Annotated in this window: 16 protein-coding genes; 8 read left to right on the forward strand and 8 right to left on the reverse strand. The window is 72.8% G+C overall.

Annotation, left to right across the window (positions count from 1 at the left end; all coding sequences use genetic code 11):
* Positions 1 to 114: 114 nt before the first annotated feature.
* The 3 genes from ACZ4O3_RS23230 to ACZ4O3_RS23240 all read left to right on the forward strand — a co-directional run bounded on the left by ACZ4O3_RS23230 (position 115) and on the right by ACZ4O3_RS23240 (position 2,080).
* Positions 115 to 276 (forward strand): hypothetical protein, encoded by a 162-nt coding sequence (locus ACZ4O3_RS23230; protein ID WP_362727131.1) that lies wholly within the window; start codon positions 115 to 117, stop codon positions 274 to 276.
* Between the two features lie 112 nt (positions 277 to 388).
* Positions 389 to 1,114, forward strand: coding sequence for a COG4705 family protein (locus ACZ4O3_RS23235; protein WP_467723998.1), 726 nt, complete (start codon positions 389 to 391; stop codon positions 1,112 to 1,114).
* A 114-nt stretch (positions 1,115 to 1,228) separates the two neighbouring features.
* A complete protein-coding gene (locus ACZ4O3_RS23240; protein ID WP_362727135.1) occupies positions 1,229 to 2,080 on the forward strand; it encodes a COG4705 family protein in 852 nt (283 codons plus the stop codon).
* A gap of 26 nt (positions 2,081 to 2,106) precedes the next feature.
* Here the strand turns inward: ACZ4O3_RS23240 and ACZ4O3_RS23245 are convergent, their stop codons facing one another.
* The 3 genes from ACZ4O3_RS23245 to ACZ4O3_RS23255 all read right to left on the reverse strand — a co-directional run bounded on the left by ACZ4O3_RS23245 (position 2,107) and on the right by ACZ4O3_RS23255 (position 4,939).
* The gene (locus tag ACZ4O3_RS23245; protein WP_467724000.1) at positions 2,107 to 3,480 is read right to left on the reverse strand and encodes a sensor histidine kinase; all 1,374 of its coding nucleotides are present in this window, start codon (positions 3,478 to 3,480) and stop codon (positions 2,107 to 2,109) included.
* Positions 3,477 to 4,139 (reverse strand): response regulator transcription factor, encoded by a 663-nt coding sequence (locus tag ACZ4O3_RS23250; RefSeq protein ID WP_467724002.1) that lies wholly within the window; start codon positions 4,137 to 4,139, stop codon positions 3,477 to 3,479. The genes ACZ4O3_RS23245 and ACZ4O3_RS23250 overlap by 4 nt, the downstream gene beginning before the upstream one ends.
* Before the next feature lie 131 nt (positions 4,140 to 4,270).
* On the reverse strand, positions 4,271 to 4,939 hold the full coding sequence (locus ACZ4O3_RS23255) for a DedA family protein (RefSeq protein WP_362726325.1): 669 nt from the start codon (positions 4,937 to 4,939) through the stop codon (positions 4,271 to 4,273).
* Between the two features lie 323 nt (positions 4,940 to 5,262).
* Here ACZ4O3_RS23255 and ACZ4O3_RS23260 point away from each other — a divergent pair, with 323 nt between their 5' ends.
* From ACZ4O3_RS23260 to ACZ4O3_RS23275, 4 genes are all read left to right on the forward strand, one after another.
* Complete coding sequence (locus ACZ4O3_RS23260) at positions 5,263 to 6,054, forward strand: COG4705 family protein (protein ID WP_467724004.1); 792 nt, start codon at positions 5,263 to 5,265, stop codon at positions 6,052 to 6,054.
* A gap of 105 nt (positions 6,055 to 6,159) precedes the next feature.
* Complete coding sequence (locus ACZ4O3_RS23265; RefSeq protein ID WP_467724006.1) at positions 6,160 to 7,227, forward strand: alpha/beta fold hydrolase; 1,068 nt, start codon at positions 6,160 to 6,162, stop codon at positions 7,225 to 7,227.
* Positions 7,228 to 7,454: 227 nt separating this feature from the next.
* Positions 7,455 to 7,754: a hypothetical protein gene (locus ACZ4O3_RS23270; RefSeq protein ID WP_362726333.1), complete on the forward strand. Its 300-nt coding sequence runs from the start codon at positions 7,455 to 7,457 to the stop codon at positions 7,752 to 7,754.
* A gap of 120 nt (positions 7,755 to 7,874) precedes the next feature.
* A complete protein-coding gene (locus tag ACZ4O3_RS23275) occupies positions 7,875 to 8,975 on the forward strand; it encodes an NADH:flavin oxidoreductase/NADH oxidase (RefSeq protein WP_362726335.1) in 1,101 nt (366 codons plus the stop codon).
* A gap of 9 nt (positions 8,976 to 8,984) precedes the next feature.
* On the opposite strand, the gene ACZ4O3_RS23280 is transcribed toward ACZ4O3_RS23275, so the two are convergent.
* The 3 genes from ACZ4O3_RS23280 to ACZ4O3_RS23290 form a co-directional block, all read right to left on the reverse strand.
* On the reverse strand, positions 8,985 to 9,182 hold the full coding sequence (locus ACZ4O3_RS23280; protein ID WP_467724008.1) for an amidase family protein: 198 nt from the start codon (positions 9,180 to 9,182) through the stop codon (positions 8,985 to 8,987).
* 214 nt (positions 9,183 to 9,396) lie between these two features.
* Complete coding sequence (locus ACZ4O3_RS23285) at positions 9,397 to 11,700, reverse strand: FUSC family protein (protein ID WP_467724010.1); 2,304 nt, start codon at positions 11,698 to 11,700, stop codon at positions 9,397 to 9,399.
* A 129-nt stretch (positions 11,701 to 11,829) separates the two neighbouring features.
* Positions 11,830 to 12,612 (reverse strand): polysaccharide deacetylase family protein, encoded by a 783-nt coding sequence (locus ACZ4O3_RS23290; protein ID WP_467724011.1) that lies wholly within the window; start codon positions 12,610 to 12,612, stop codon positions 11,830 to 11,832.
* A gap of 237 nt (positions 12,613 to 12,849) precedes the next feature.
* Between ACZ4O3_RS23290 and ACZ4O3_RS23295 the strand changes: the two genes are divergently transcribed.
* Positions 12,850 to 13,515, forward strand: a complete 666-nt coding sequence (locus tag ACZ4O3_RS23295; protein WP_362720525.1) for a TetR/AcrR family transcriptional regulator — start codon at positions 12,850 to 12,852, stop codon at positions 13,513 to 13,515.
* A 53-nt stretch (positions 13,516 to 13,568) separates the two neighbouring features.
* On the opposite strand, the gene ACZ4O3_RS23300 is transcribed toward ACZ4O3_RS23295, so the two are convergent.
* Both ACZ4O3_RS23300 and ACZ4O3_RS23305 read right to left on the reverse strand, forming a co-directional pair.
* Entirely contained in the window at positions 13,569 to 14,627 is a 1,059-nt protein-coding gene (locus tag ACZ4O3_RS23300) for an LLM class flavin-dependent oxidoreductase (RefSeq protein WP_467724013.1), read from the reverse strand.
* Positions 14,627 to 15,133 (reverse strand): SRPBCC family protein, encoded by a 507-nt coding sequence (locus ACZ4O3_RS23305; RefSeq protein ID WP_362720519.1) that lies wholly within the window; start codon positions 15,131 to 15,133, stop codon positions 14,627 to 14,629. The genes ACZ4O3_RS23300 and ACZ4O3_RS23305 overlap by 1 nt, the downstream gene beginning before the upstream one ends.
* Positions 15,134 to 15,135: the final 2 nt, after the last annotated feature.

The following is a 15,135-nucleotide window of genomic DNA, read 5'->3' on the forward strand; positions in this document are numbered from 1 at the left end:
CGAACCGCTGTGGGACCTGGTCCGCCGCCACGGCAGCGATACGTCATCGGGGCGGGCGGCACTCCCGGGGCGCCCGCCTGCTGGGCGTCCTCGGCGAGCTCCAGGACGTGCGAGGTGCGGCGCGCCGATACCGACGACGACGGGAACGCCGCCGGCGGCCTCCACCGCGACGGCCGGGGCACGGGCGCGCTGCTCCCGGGTGAGGCAGGCGTGGCCACCGGCAAACCGGGCGCGTCGGCGGAAGCCACTCAGCCGCGGAACATGGTGGCTCCCTGAACGGGCGGGAATCGGCGATGGCCGGTCGGCCGACGCGCAGGCATCCGCGACGGCCGCGGCGCGGTACGGCACTCAGGATGTGTTCAGGTGGTCCCTGGCACGGTCGGGCCTCATGACACAGGAAACATCACCCACCCCGGTGCCTTCGGCGACCGACGCCGAGAGGGAACCGGCCCGTCGGACGCGGCGGAACAAGGTGCCCGAGGTCATCCTCTGCTTCTGGATCATCAAGGTGCTGTGCACGACCGTCGGGGAGACCGCGGCCGACCTGCTGAACGAGAAGGCCGGGCTCGGCCTGACCGGCGTGTCCCTGCTGATGAGCGCCCTGCTGGCGGCCGTCCTGGCCGTACAGTTCCGGACCCGTGCCTACCGGGCGGGCGTGTACTGGCCGGCCGTCGCCCTGATCAGCGTCGTGGGGACGCTGATCAGCGACAACCTCACCGACAACATGGGCGTCCCGCTGGAGACCAGCACCACCGTCTTCGCGATCGTCCTCGCGGTCGTGTTCGCGCTGTGGTACCGGCGTGAGCGGACGCTGTCCATCCATCACATCGACACGACCGGCCGTGAGTCCTTCTACTGGCTTGCCGTGCTGTTCACCTTCGCCCTCGGGCTGGACGCCGTATGGAGCTTCTGGATCGCCTACGTCCTCACGCGCCCCCTCGGCGCCTCCATCGGCGACTACCTGTCCCAGCCCACCGGTGACGGCGGCCTCGGCCTCGGGACCGTCGTCACCAGCGTATTCTTCCTGGCCGTCATCCTCGGCCTCGTGGTGTATCCGGCCGTCACCCGGAAGGACGTGTCGCAGCCTTCGCGGCCCGCACGCCACCCTGTCTGACCAGGCAGGTGACAGGCGTTCAGGAGCCGTTCAGGCCGATGCTGCCAAGGTCGTCGGCGGCGATCGCGGCGTCGCGGTCGCTCCGCCGTACGACCGCGCAAGGAGCCCCCCACCATGCAGCAGCCCAGAACGCTCACCGGCCCCGAGGCCGCCGGTACACCGGTGCCGGTGACGAAGAGACTGCCCGAAGTCACCCTCACCTTCTGGATCATGAAGATCGCGGCGACCACACTGGGCGAGACCGGCGGGGACCTCTTCGCGCAGACGCTGAGGCTCGGCTACTTCCTCACCACGATCGCCCTGCTCGTGGTCTTCGTGGTGACGCTCGTCGTCCAGCTCCGCGCTCGGCGCTACAACCCGTTCTGCTACTGGACCGTCATCCTGTCGACCAGCATGGCCGGCACCACCGTGTCCGACTTCATGAACCGTGACGCCGGCGCCGAGTACCTGTCCGGCGGCGCCACGTCTTTGGGCTGGGGACCCCAGGGCCTCGGCCTCGGCTACCCGGCCGGCGCGGCGATCCTCGTCTCGGTCCTCCTGATCGTCTTCGCGGTCTGGCGGCTGAGCGGCATGACCTTCCGGATCCGGGAGATCGTCACCCTGCGCGGTGAGACCCTGTTCTGGTCGGCGATCCTCGTCTCCAACACCCTCGGCACCTCCATGGGCGACTTCCTGTCCGACAGTTCCGGTCTCGGCTACGCGGGTGGGGCGCTGCTGGTGACCGGAGCGCTCGCCGTCCTCGCCGTACTGGTGAAGGTGCCCGTCGTGCCCGACGTCCTGCTGTTCTGGATCGCGTTCGTCCTCACCCGCCCGCTGGGAGCGACCGCCGGCGACTTCCTGACGAAGCCGGTCGCCAAGGGCGGCCTGAACCTCGGTACGGCCGGCTCCTCGGCCGTCCTGCTGGTCCTGCTGCTCGGCCTCATGGCTCGTGCTCGGGTCCGGGAGCGCGCGGCTGCCACCCGTTGACCGACGTGGCGCGGGGCCGCCTCGGCTCACCCCGCGGGCAGGTCCGCCAGGAAGCGTGCCCCCGGTGTGTGTCCGGGATCGTGGGACACCTCCCCGCCGGCGGCCCGGGCCAGACGCCGCGCGAGCGACAGGCCAAGTCCCGCGCCGTCGTGCCCGTCGGCGGGTTCGGCCCGGCGGCCGGGGTGGAAGAGCTCACCCACGAACGCCTCGGGCACGCCCGGTCCGTCGTCGGCGACGCTGATCCGTACGGTGCCGGGCACCGGTCGCGCGGTCACGCTCACCGTGGCACGGGCGTAGCGGGCCGCGTTGGCCAGGAGCGGGCTGACGATGCGTTCGAGGAGAGCGGGGGCCACGCCTGCCTCCAGCGCCGGATCGAGGTCCTCGAGCAGCACTCGCACCGGCACCTGGGCGCCGAGGACGTCGACCATGCGCTTCAGGACGGGGGCGACGGGCGTGGCGCCGGGGGGCGAGGAGACGCCCGACGCGCTCTGGCGGGCGTCGCTCAGCAGGGTGTCGCAGATGGTGCGCATGGACTGGGCGGCTTCCGCTATCACCTCGTGGGTGGCGCGGGTCTCGGCGGCCGAACGCGGCCCGCTCCGCCACCAGTCCAGCTCGATGATGATCCGGGTGAGCGGCGTGCGCAGTTCGTGGGAGAGCTCCCCGGTCAACTGCCGCTCGTGCCGCAGCACGGTACGTATGCGGTCCAGCAGTGCGTCCAACGAGGCGCCCAGGCGAGCGAGTTCGGCCGGGCCGGTGGCGCCGAAGCGTTCGTCGGAGCCCGCGGTGCTCCACTCGGTGGCCTGGTCGGTCATGGTGGCCACCGGTCGCAGGGCCCGCCCGACGGCCAGCCGGGTCAACGCGTACGTGCACGCGAGCACGACCGCGTCCAGGACCAGGGATCCCAGCAGCAGGGTGTCCGCCGGGCCGCGGTACGGGGCCAGATCCACGGCGGTGACGACCGTGGCGGAGCCGGGGGGACCGGACACCGGCCGCGCACACATACGCACCAGGCGCGGGTTGTCCGCCTCGACGGTCGTGCAGTGAGCGGATCCGCCCCCGGCGAGCCGTCCGGCGGCCCGGGTCAGTGTGCCGTCGGCCAAGGCCGACGGCGGCCTCTCCAGCAGGTGCGTCCCGGTGTAGATCCACACGTTGGCGTCGAGGAGGCCGTCGTTGACGCTCTCCACGACCCGTACCCGCCGGTGGCCGGTGTCGACGGTGGTGGCGACGGCGGCCGCTCGGGTGCGCAGTTCGTCGTCCGCCTGGACCCGCAGATGCCGTTCCACCACCACGTTGAACACCACGGTCAGCACGGTCATCAGCAGGGCGGCGGTGGTCAGGGCCACGAACGAGAGCCGTCCGCGGAGCGTACGGGGCGCAAGCCGGCGCAGCGGACGGATCATGACAGCCGGTGCCCGATCCCCCGCACGGTGCCCAGGCTCAGGGCGCTGCCCGCCTCGCGCAGTTTGCGGCGCAGCCGGCTCAGGTACTGGTCCAGGGTGTTGTCGCTGACCTGGGCTCCCTCCGGCCAGGCGGCCCGGACCAGGTCGCGACGGCTCACGATGGCGCCGCCCGCGGCCACGAGCGGGGCCAGGAGCCGGAATTCGGTCGGGGACAGGTCGACATGGATGTCCCCGGCCCGCACGCTGTGCCGGGTCGCGTCCAGGACCAGGTCTCCGGCCGTGGTCACGGCCGCGGGCGCGGAACGCCTGAGCGCGACCCGCAGCCGGGCGGCGAGCTCGGCGAGATGGAACGGCTTGGGGAGGTAGTCGTCGCCCCCGGCGGAGAACCCGGACAGCCGGTCGGCGAGGCGATGGCGGGCCGTCAGGAAGATGACCGGCGCACCGAATCCGTTGCCCCGCAGCGCCTGGCACACGTCCCGGCCGTCCGCGTCGGGCAGCTGGACGTCCAGGACGACCGCGGCGATGCCGTTGGTGGCCAGCCGCAGGGCGGTCGCCCCGTCGGCGGCCGGCACGGGGTCGAAGCCCTCCTCGCTGAGGCCGCGGAGCAGCACGTCCCGCAGGCCGTGATCGTCCTCGACGACCAGGATCTTGTGCCGCATGGTCCTCCGTAGGATCGCCGGCCGTACCGGCCGTGCCCGAGCCGAACCCCCCACGGCCACCGCACCGTCGCGCACGCTCACGCCCGGCCACCAGTGGGCGCCGCCGGTTCGCGGGCCGGCCGGGTGCCGAATCACCCGCGCTCCTCCGCGGCCCGGGCGGCCCGGCGGCTCCGGTACACCTCGGCGGCGAAGGGCACCAGCGACACGGCCACGATCAGCGCCACCAGCGGCAGGAGGTAGCGGTCGACGTTCGGGACCGAGGAACCGAGTCCGTACCCCGCGAGGGTGAGGCCCACGCTCCACAGGAGGCCTCCGACGACCTGCCACAGGGTGAAGGTGCGCGCCGGCACCTCCAGCGCGCCCGCCATCGGATTGAGGACGGTCCGCACCACCGGCACGAACCGGGCCAGGACGATGGCCTTGGCGTACCCGTACCGCTCGAGGAGTTCCTCGGCGCGTGCCGCCCCTTCGTGCAGCCGGCGGGAACGGCTCCGGGCCAGGAGGGCTCCGCCTGCCTTGCGGCCGAGCAGGTATCCGCACTGGGCTCCCACCAGCGCACCTGCCGCCGCCGCCACGAGCAAGGGCCCCAGTGACAGGTGCAGACTCCCCTTCGCCGAGCCTGTGCACAGCAGGCCGGCGGTGAACAGCAGGGAGTCGCCCGGCAGGAAGAACCCGACCAGCAGTCCCGTCTCGGCGAACATCACCACCGCGACACCGAGCACGCCGAAGGCCGCCAGCAACGAGTGGGCGTCGAGCACGTTCACGGCCAGCTGGGACGCCACAGGGATCGGTGCGGTCATGCCGGGGTCCTTTCGAGGCGGACGGTGTCGCCCGGGCGATCAGGCGACTACATCTTTGTAGACGCTTCCGGGAACTCTAGACGCTCCCCGGGGGTGTCCGCGGCCACGGCCGCCTCGGCGCGGCCGGCGGCGCCGAGGCGGCGCGGGCCGCACGTGAAACGCTCTTCGTATCACCGTTCACCCCTCCTGAACAGGCTCTTTGCCGAGGCGTTCAGGTTGCTGTCAGGCCGGCGCCGCCGTTGTGAAACACATGCACCTGAAGCCCCAAAACAATGGCAAAGGGATCTGTGGCATCGGGAGCCGGCCGTGTCATCGTGCGGGCCATGACCACAGAGCGTCTCCTCGACGACCGGCCCCTCGCCCCCCTGCGCACCACGGCCAACAAGGTGCCGGAAGTGACCGTCTACTTCTGGATCATCAAGGTGCTCACCACCGGGATGGGCGAGACCGCGTCCGACCTGCTGGCCCGGACGCTGGGCCCGGTGCCGGCGGTGGCACTCGGCGGTCTCGCCCTGGCCGTCTGCCTGGCCGTGCAGTTCGCGGTCCGCCGGTACATCGCCTGGGTCTACTGGACCGCCGTCGTGATGGTCAGTGTCTTCGGCACGATGGCCGCCGACGTGCTGCACGTCGGTCTCGGCGTGCCCTACACCGTGTCCACCCCGTTCTTCCTCGTCGCGCTGGCGGCGGTGTTCGCGCTCTGGTACGCCGTCGAGCGCACCCTGTCCATCCACAGCATCGACGTCCGGAGCCGGGAGATCTTCTACTGGGCGGCGGTCCTGGCCACCTTCGCGCTCGGTACCGCGGCCGGCGACCTCACCGCCACCGTCGGGTTCGGCTACCTCGGCTCGGTCGTCCTCTTCGGCGTGGCGATCTGCCTCCCTCCGCTCGCCCACCGCTCCGGCGCCCTGAAGGCGGTGGCCGCCTTCTGGGCGGCCTATGTCATCACCCGCCCCCTCGGAGCCTCCCTCGCCGACTGGATGGCGCTCGGCCGCCCCCGTGGCGGCCTCGGGCTCGGACTGGCACCGGTGACCCTGGCCTGGACCGCTGCCATCGTCTGCTTCGTCGGCTACCTCGCCGTCTCCCGCCGGGACACGTTCACCGTCGAGGCGGCCTGAGCCTGCAGCGTGGTGGGGGACCGCCCGTCACCCGGATGCGCGACGGCCGAGTGAAATGCAAGCTGAAGACCGGGCTTCCGGGCGGCGTATCGAGGAGGTCTTCACGTGATCGGCAGGCGCACCTTCGGCCAGGTGGTGGGCACGGGCGCGGGGGCTGTCTCGCTGGGAGGTCTTGGGGAGGTTCCCCCGGCCTCCGCCGCGGCCTCCGCGGCCGCCCGGGACCGACGAGCGGCAGCCGGCGGGGGCGCGGGCTCCTTCTCCCAGGTGAGGCAGACCCGGGCCGGACTGCTCGACGTCGGCTACGCGGAGGCCGGCCCGGGCCACGGCCCCGTCGTCATCTGCCTGCACGGCTGGCCGTACGACATCCACAGCTACGTCGACGTCGCCCCCCTGCTGGCCGGGCAGGGGTACCGGGTCGTCGTCCCCTACCTGCGCGGTCACGGCACCACGCGTTTCCGGTCCGCCCGCACCGTCCGCAACGCCCAGCAGTCGGTCGTCGCGCTCGACATCATCGCGCTGATGGACGCCCTCGGGATCGAGAAGGCCGTGCTGGCCGGCTTCGACTGGGGATCGCGCACCGCCGACATCATCGCCGCGCTCTGGCCGCAGCGGTGCCGGGCGCTGGTGTCGGTCAGCGGGTACCTCGTCACCGACCTGAAGGCCAACCTGGAACCCCTGGCGGCGAAGGCAGAGTACACCTGGTGGTACCAGTTCTACTTCGCCACCGAGCGCGGCCGCAGGGCCATGGAGGACCAGGACAGGCGCCGTGACCTGACCCGGCTCGTGTGGACACAGGTGTCCCCGACCTGGGACTTCGACGACGCCACCTTCGACCGTACGGCGGCGGCCTTCGACAACCCCGACTACGCGGCCATCGTCATCCACAACTACCGCTGGCGGCTCGGCCTCGCCCCCGGAGAGCGCCGCTACGACGACCTCGAGAAGAGACTCGCCGCGAAGCCGTCCATCGCCGTGCCCACCGTCACCCTCGATCCCGGCCGCGACCCGTTCACCGCGCCCGGGGACGGCAGCACCTACCGGGACAGGTTCACCGGCGCGTACGAGCACCGCACCCTCGCGGACGCCGGCCACAACCTTCCCCAGGAGGCGCCCGAGGCCTTCGCGCAGGCGGTCGTGGACGCGGACCGCCTCGTGGCACCGTCACCTTCCTGACCGGAGGCGGTCCGAGCCGAGGCGGCGGCGCACCGGGGCGCGGCGACGGTCGCGGGCCCGGCGGCCCGGGGACGTGACGGTCAGGAGCCGGGCCGCTCCCGCTCTGTCTGGCGCGTGACCCGCGGGAAGCCGGACCGCCGAAGTCGCCCGGCCGGCGAACCCGTGCGCGCCTTCCCTCGCCGAGGTCTGCGCCCACCAGGCCAGGTGTCCGCGCGCCGAGACGGGCTGTGTGGCCACCCGGTCCGCCCGGACCCTGCCGAGGTGAGCGGGCCGCCGCCCGTGCCGCGGTCCTGGGCGCCTGCGAGCCGATCGACGGCCCGAGGGAGGCGGACCAGGCGCTCGAACAGGCACTGCGCCGTGAACTGACCTCGGACGCGGACGCCCACGATGCTTCCGCGGTCGTACGGCTGATCTGGACGGTGGACCACCTCGACGTGCTGCGTCTGCTCCCGGCGCGGATCATCGGTCCCGTACAGGAGGCCGCCGGTGTCGTCGCCCGGCGACGGCCTCGGAACCGGCGGCCATGAATCGCGGGTAGTGGGCGGGAATGAAATACCCGCGCATGCAATTATTGGGGACGTGAGGAACTGCGGTCGGCCCCCGTCCGGCCCGGCACCTCGTCCCGTCCCGCCCCAAGGAGTTACGAGTTGAACTCGCTGTTCACCCCCTTCGATCTCAAGTCGCTGACGATCCCCAACCGCGTCTGGATGGCGGCGATGTGCCAGTACAGCGCCGAGCCCGGCGGCGAGCGGGCGGGCGTACCCACGGACTGGCACTTCACGCACCTGGCCGCGCGTGCCGCGGGCGGCACCGGGCTGATCATCACCGAGGCCACCGCCGTCAGCCCCGAGGGCCGGATCTCCCCGTACGACCTCGGCATCTGGAACGACGAGCAGGTCGCCGCCTTCCGGCGCATCACCGCGTTCCTGAAGTCGCAGGGCAGCGTGCCGGGCATCCAGCTGGCGCATGCCGGGCGCAAGGCGTCCACCGAGCGCACCTGGGTCGACCGCGGGCGCCCCATCGCCCCGGCGGAACCCTTCGGCTGGACCCCGGTCGGCCCCAGCGCGGTGGCCTTCGACAAGACCTCGACGGTTCCCGAGGAACTGACCGCGGAAGGCATCCGTGAGATCGTCCGGCAGTTCGCCGACGCGGCCGTACGCGCTCTTGCGGCCGGGTTCCAGGTCGCCGAGATCCACGGCGCCCACGGCTACCTGATCCACCAGTTCCTCTCCCCGCAGAGCAACCGGCGCACCGACGAGTACGGAGGATCCTTCGAGGGACGGACCCGCTTCGCGCTGGAGGTCGTCGACGCCGTCCGCGCCGTATGGCCCGAGGAACTGCCGGTGTTCTTCCGGATCTCCGCCACCGACTGGCTCTCGGAGAACGCCGAGGACGGCCGTGAGGGCTGGACCGCCGACGACACCGTCCGCCTCGCCAAGGAGCTGCTGGCGCACGGCGTCGACCTGATGGACGTCTCCACGGGCGGCATCGTCCCCGACGCGCGGATCACGACCGGCCCGGGGTACCAGGTGCCCTTCGCCGAGCGCGTCCGCAACGAGACCGGCATGCCCGTCGCCGCCGTGGGCATGATCACCGATCCGGCGCAGGCCCAGGAGATCGTCGCCTCCGGCACGGCCGACGCCGTCCTCCTGGCCCGCGAACTCCTGCGCAATCCCTACTGGGCCCGCCACGCCGCCGAGCAGCTCGGTGGCACGGTCGACACCCCCGTCCAGTACCACCGGGCCTGACGCGAGGCGTCAGCAGACGGGCGGGCGGCGACCGCACCAGGGGAGGGCCGGCTGCAGGGTGCGCGACACCCGGAGCAGCAGGTCCTCCCGCCAGGGCGCGGCGACGATCTGGACGCCGACCGGAAGTCCGGTGGCCGCGTCGTGGTGGACGGGGAGCGAGATCGCCGGCTGACCGGTGATGTCGAACACCGAGGTGAGCACCCCCATCGGGTAGCTGCTCAGCAGCGCCGCCCGAGGATTCCCGTCGGCAACCCCTTCCCCAGAGGTCCACCGCGATCCCGTCGACCGGTGGCGCGGTGAGCACACCGACCCGCAGCCCGGTCGGCGGCGGCCGCCAGGCGCGTACCTGTCCGTGCACCCCTCAGGTCCGCCGGACACTGACGAGAAGCACCCGGGGGCGCCGGTCGGTCGACGCCGGGGGTCAGCCGGTTCTGGTGGGCCACTTCCGCAGCCGGCCGCGGTGCGCCGCCGCCCGGGACCTCGCCGCGTCCGCGAGGCCGGGCTGGAGCCGGCGGGCGGCGTCGACATGGTCGTCGGTCCAGATGATCCGGACCGCGACGGGGGTGGCCCGGCCCTGACCGTCGCTGAGTTCGCCGCGGACGGACTCCACCAGCCGCGCCGCACCCTCGGGATGCAGGGGGACGACGTCGGGGACGGGGGAGTGGTCCCCGAGGCTGGCCGCCAGACCGCGGTACCAGTCGGTGACGAGATCCGCGGACCCGAGGACGGCACGGTGGGCGTCCGCCCGCACGGCCTGGACGCGTGCCCGGTCCTCGCCCTGCCACAGGGAGACGACGGCGTCGGCGGCCAGGCGCAGCCCGACGACGCCCGACACGAGGGTGGCCGTGCAGGCCAGCGACAGCGGCTTGGCGCCGCGTTCGGCCAGGAAGCTGCGGAACGCGTCGTCGAGACGGCGCGCGGAGGCCGCCGCCGCCCGGCTCTGCGGATCCGGATCCGCGGGGTGGCAGTGGCCGAGGGCGTAGTCGACGGCGGCCCCCAGGTAACGGGCGCTGTCCTCGTACGCCTGGGCGAGTGCCTTGTGAACGGCCGCCTGGGCGCCGCGCGGCCAGAAGAACACCGCGACGAGGACGCTCACCAGGCACCCCAGCGCGATGTCCTGGATGCGCAGCAGGGCGACATGCCAGCTGGGATCGTGGCCGATGTTGAACAGCACCACGAGCGTGACGGTGAACGCGGCCTGCCCGGCGGCGAAGGAGATCACGGCGGGCGCGATGCCGGCGCACAGGACGGCCACCGGGAGCACGAACCACAGCGCGGTGCCGTGATGGCCGATCAGATGCAGCAGCCCGGCGCCGACCACGGAGCCGGCCACCGTGCCGAGGACGGCGCGGGCGGCGTTCTGCCCGGTGCTGAGCGCGTTGGAGCGCAGCACGGACAGGGTGCCGAGCAGTACCCAGAAGGAGTGCTCCACACCGGTCGCGCCGGCCAGGAACACGGCGATGCCGAGGCCGACACCGCCGCGCAGACTGTTGTGCATCCACACGGAGTCGGCCCTCAGATGGGCGGCGGCCCGTTCCCGCGCGGAGGCCAGCGGCGCGGCCAGCGCACCCGGCTCCCGGCCGAGCAGCAGCTCGGGCCAGCTGCGCTGCCAGGCGGTGGCCGCCATGTCCACGTTGTCGGCGATCTGCAGCACGGCGAAGCCGAGTTCCTGGGCGCGGAAGGACACGTCGAGCGCGGCGATGAACCTGTAGTTCTCCGCCGGGCTGTTCCCGCCCGGGTGCCCGGCGGGCACGTGGACGGTGGAGCTGTGCTCCATCCCGGTCAGCGCCGCCCGCAGCCGTTCGGCGCGGGTCCGCAGCGGGCCGGTGTCGCCGTTCAGGTCGGTGAGCAGGTCGCAGGCCGCCTCCAGGACATGGGCCGCGGTACGGCGCACGCCGAGCGCGGCCGGATCACAGCCGGGGGGCTCCTCGGCGTAGCCGGACCGGTCCAGGAGGACGGCGCACAGCCAGGTGAGTTCGTCGACCAGCCGGACCAGGGCCCGTGAGGTCGCGGACAGGCCGGTCGGCCGGTAGGGGGTGGCGTCGAACGCTTCCCGCAGGTCCGCGCCGGCGCGGGCGGTGAGCTCCGCCGCGGCTCTGCACCGGTCGTCGAGGGGCGCCGACCCGCCGGTTGCCGGTGCGGAGACCCGGGTGCGCAGGTATGCGGCGGCGGCACGGCAGACGGCCGCCGCCGGTGCGCTGAGCGGATCGGCGGCGGGACGCGGCCACAGCAGGGCGACGGCCGGCAGCGCCGCCGCCGCCGCGAGACCGGCCCCGGCGAGGCGGTCCGGCAGCTGGGACAGCGACACCGGTGCGCTGACCGGCAGCACGAACGCGAGCAGGAGCGCCGTCGAGCTGCCCGCCAGGACGGAGCTGACCACACCGGCGAACAGCACCACGAACCCGACCACGACGGTGGCCAGTACGGCGAGCCAGATCTGCGCGGCGGCCAGCGTCCCGACACAGATCAGCACCAGCCAGGCCACCGCGAGAGCCGCCTGCGCCCGCAGCCGCTCCACCATGGAACCGGAGTAGTCGACCAGCAGCAGCATCGAGAAGGTCCCGAACGCGGCGAAGCTCGCCATCGTCGGGTTGTGGAACACCTCGCCGGACAGGGCGAACAGGGCGGGCAGCACCAGCGCGGCACGCCCGGCCCGCCGGGTCGCCGCGAGGTCCGGGTCCCGGTCGCGCAACCACGTCACCCAGCGCGGTGCCCGCCCCGACATGCACACCTCCCGCCGGCCCCAGGCAGCCGGCTCCGCCGCCGCGCCGCGCACACCACCCATATGCGGTCACCCCCGGGCCGTCCGCAACATTTGCCCGAGGTCCCGCGCACACCGCTGACGCGGCCCGGCTCACCGCACCGGGAAGCCGAACGTGTACCCCTGTCCCCTGAGCCAGGGGAGCACCTCGCGCAGGGCGGCCACGGTCTCGGAGCGGTCGCCGCCGGCGTCGTGGAAGAGGATGGTCGGCCCGTTGGGCATCTCGTCCTTGACGGTGGTGACGACGGCGGACGTGCCGGGGCGTTCGAAGTCCTTCGAGTCGACGTTCCAGCCGAGCGGCCGCATGCCGTGCGAGGCGGCGAGCTTCCTGCTGTACGGGGTGAAGGCGCCGCCCGGGGCGCGGTAGTAGAGCGGCCGTACGCCCCCCGACGCCTCGGTGATCATGCGTTCCGCGTCGAGGATCTGCCGGGACTGGTAGGCCTCGGACTTGCGGTCCATGGTGACGTCGTGCGACACCGTGTGGTCGCACAACCGGTGCCCGGCCGCCACCACCGCCCTGACCAGGTCGGGACGCGCCTTCGCCTGCGGGCCGATCATGCAGAACGTGGCCCTCACGCCGTACTCCTTGAGCACCTGGAGCACCTGCGGCGTCCAGACCGGGTCCGGCCCGTCGTCGACGGTGATGTTGACGCCCCGCTCGCCCCGGTCCGAGGCGTGCGCGATCTCCGCCGACACGGCGGCGGCCTTCCGGGCGGGGCCGGGCGCCGCGGGGTGCGCCGAGGTCCCGGCCCCCGCGCCCCTGTCGACGGGGCCGGCCGGTGAGGTCCACAGTGAGGCGGCCACAGCCACCGCCGTGACCCCCAGCGCCGCCGCGGCCACCTGGCCGTACCATCCTCGTCCGCCGCGCCGTACCATCGTCCGCCCCGATCCTTGTCGTTCCGCTGCTCTCGTGCACCCGTCCAGACGGATGGAGGGGGTCACCGGATCCATCCGTTACCGATCACGGACAATTCCGCTGGAGATCTGCGACGGACACCCCGTGTGTCCTTTAACGGCGGGCGGAGCGATCGGTGTTGGCGGTCCGGCCCGCAACCGCGCGGCAGAGCCCCGGGCGCCCCATTAATGCAACTGGGTTGTGCTAATATTCCGCGCGTGAGTTCGAACCGTCCTCAGCGTGCCCGCAGTGCGGCGGCCAAGCAGCAGCGTGAACGGGAGATCCTCGACGCCGCCCGGTCGCTCGGCACCGGGCGCAGCGTGCGCGAGGTCACGCTGACCGACATCGCCGCCGCCGTCGGCATGCACAAGTCCGCCATGCTGCGGTACTTCGAGACGCGGGAGCAGATCTTTCTGACGCTCACCGGCGAAGGCTGGCAGGAATGGTCGGCGGCGCTGCGCGCACGGCTGGGTGAGCTCACCGGCGCCGGTCATGACGAGATCGCGGCCGCCCTCGCCCGGTCGCTGGTGGCGCGGCCGTTCTTCTGTGACCTGCTTGCCCAGGCGCCGCTGAACCTGGAGCGCAACGTGTCGCTCGACTCCGCCTACGGGTTCAAGACGATCGCGCTCGCCGAGGTCGCCTCGATCGCCACTGTGCTGCGCGGGCTGCTGGGGATCGGCGAGGGCGCGGCCGTGGACGTGATCGCCACCGCCACGGGCATGGCCGGGGCGCTGTGGCAGATGGCCGCGCCCGGCACCGGACTTCGTGAACTCTACGAAAGCCACCCGGAGCTGGCGCACGCGGTGGTCGACGTCGAGCCCCGGCTGACCCGCATCCTGACCGCCCTGCTGGACGGTCTGCGCGCCACGGCTCCGGAGGTCTGAGACGCCGGTGCCGGGCGCGGCCTCCGGCCGCCCTCCGGCGCGGCGTCGTCCGCTCAGGCGGCCCCGTCGACCTCGTGGACCAGCTCGATCGCCCGGCCCAGGGTGGCGAGCCGCTCCTCGAGGGTCTCACCGGCCGGATAGAGCCGTACCATGTCCACGCCCGCGTCGCGCCAGACGGCCAGCCGCTCGCGCACCATGGTCTCGGTGCCGATCAGCGTCGTAGCGAGCACCATCTCGTCGGTCACCAGGGCGGCCGCGCCGTCGCGGTCGCCGTCCTGCCAGCGTTCGTGCACCTCGGCGGCGACCTCGGCCCAGCCCTGGCGGCTGTAGGCGCCGTTGTAGAAGTTGGTGGACGCCGACCCCATGCCGCCGAGGCTGAAGGCGAGTTCCTTCTTGCGGCCGGCGACCATCGCGCCGAGCGCCTCCTCGTCTGGCGCGAAGGCGACCTCGGCCCCCTGGCAGACGTCCAGGTCGGCGCGGGTCCGGCCGCCGCGGGCCAGGCCCTCGTCGAGAGGGGCGAAGTAGGCGTCGGCCGCGCCCTCGGGCACGAAGCTGGTGCCGAGCCAGCCGTCGGCGACCTCACCGGTCAGGCGCAGCATGGCCGGTGACAGGGCGGCGAGGTAGACCGGGATCCGGTGCTCGGCGCGCATCGACAGCCGCATCGGCACGGCCTCGCCGCCGGGCAGCGGAACGTTGAACTCGGCGCCGGAATAGGACAGTCGACCACCGTCGAGCACCCGCCCCACGATCTCCACCGTCTCGCGCATGCGCCGCAGCGGCCGGGCGAAGGGCACACCGTGCAGTCCCTCGATCACCTGCGGGCCGGAGGCGCCGAGGCCGAGCAGGAAGCGCCCGCCGGACAGGTTGGAGAGGGTGACGGCCGTCTGGGCCACGGCTGTCGGCGTCCGGGTGCCCAGTTGCATGACGCCGGAGCCGAGCAGCATCCGGTCGGTGAGCGCCGCGTAGTAGCCGAGCGCGGAAGGCGCGTCGGAACCCCAGGCCTCGGCGACCCAGCAGACGTCCAGGCCCAGCTTCTCCGCCTCGACGACGAAGTCGCTCAGCTGGGACCAGTGTTCGCCGCCCGAGGCCTCGATCGTGGTGGCTGTCCGCATCACGCCTCCGCCCGCTGCTTGATCTGCGTGAGGGTGGCGGTGATGCTGCGCTCGAACTCCCGCAGTCGTACGAACACGATCTTCTGCTCCTTGTCGGGCATCCGGTCGATCGCCACGGACAGCCCCGACCGGCCCGGCCCGAGCTGCATCCACTGCGACAGTTCGGTCCCGCCGTTCTCGCGGCGCAGCCGGAACCGCCAGACCGCGGAGGGAGCGGCGGGGTCCTCGACGGCCCAGGCGAGCACCGACCCCGGTTCGCACTCGATCACCTGGGACGTGGTCTCCCAGGTGCCGAACGCCTCGTGCTCGCTGCGGCCGACGAACCTGGCGCCCACCTCGGGTCCGGCCACGCCGTCCAGCCAGGTGACGGACCGGAGTTCCTCGCTCATCTCCGGCATCAGTTCGATGTCGCTGACCAGGGCCCACACCCGCTCCGGTGGGGCGTCGATCCAGGTCCGCACCTCGACCGTCGGTTTGTCCGCGTAGCGTGCGCCCGTCCACTCCAAGA

This window comes from Streptomyces sp. NPDC026515 (assembly GCF_055567595.1).

What these genes read in the sequence shown, in the direction of transcription:
- ACZ4O3_RS23240 (WP_362727135.1), top strand. Translation starts at nt 1,229, where the DNA reads ATGCAGCAGCCCAGAACGCTCACCGGCCCCGAGGCCGCCGGTACACCG.
- ACZ4O3_RS23245 (WP_467724000.1), bottom strand. Translation starts at nt 3,480, where the DNA reads ATGATCCGTCCGCTGCGCCGGCTTGCGCCCCGTACGCTCCGCGGACGG.
- ACZ4O3_RS23235 (WP_467723998.1), top strand. Translation starts at nt 389, where the DNA reads ATGACACAGGAAACATCACCCACCCCGGTGCCTTCGGCGACCGACGCC.
- ACZ4O3_RS23255 (WP_362726325.1), bottom strand. Translation starts at nt 4,939, where the DNA reads ATGACCGCACCGATCCCTGTGGCGTCCCAGCTGGCCGTGAACGTGCTC.
- ACZ4O3_RS23300 (WP_467724013.1), bottom strand. Translation starts at nt 14,627, where the DNA reads ATGCGGACAGCCACCACGATCGAGGCCTCGGGCGGCGAACACTGGTCC.
- ACZ4O3_RS23250 (WP_467724002.1), bottom strand. Translation starts at nt 4,139, where the DNA reads ATGCGGCACAAGATCCTGGTCGTCGAGGACGATCACGGCCTGCGGGAC.
- ACZ4O3_RS23260 (WP_467724004.1), top strand. Translation starts at nt 5,263, where the DNA reads ATGACCACAGAGCGTCTCCTCGACGACCGGCCCCTCGCCCCCCTGCGC.
- ACZ4O3_RS23290 (WP_467724011.1), bottom strand. Translation starts at nt 12,612, where the DNA reads ATGGTACGGCGCGGCGGACGAGGATGGTACGGCCAGGTGGCCGCGGCG.
- ACZ4O3_RS23285 (WP_467724010.1), bottom strand. Translation starts at nt 11,700, where the DNA reads ATGTCGGGGCGGGCACCGCGCTGGGTGACGTGGTTGCGCGACCGGGAC.
- ACZ4O3_RS23280 (WP_467724008.1), bottom strand. Translation starts at nt 9,182, where the DNA reads ATGGGGGTGCTCACCTCGGTGTTCGACATCACCGGTCAGCCGGCGATC.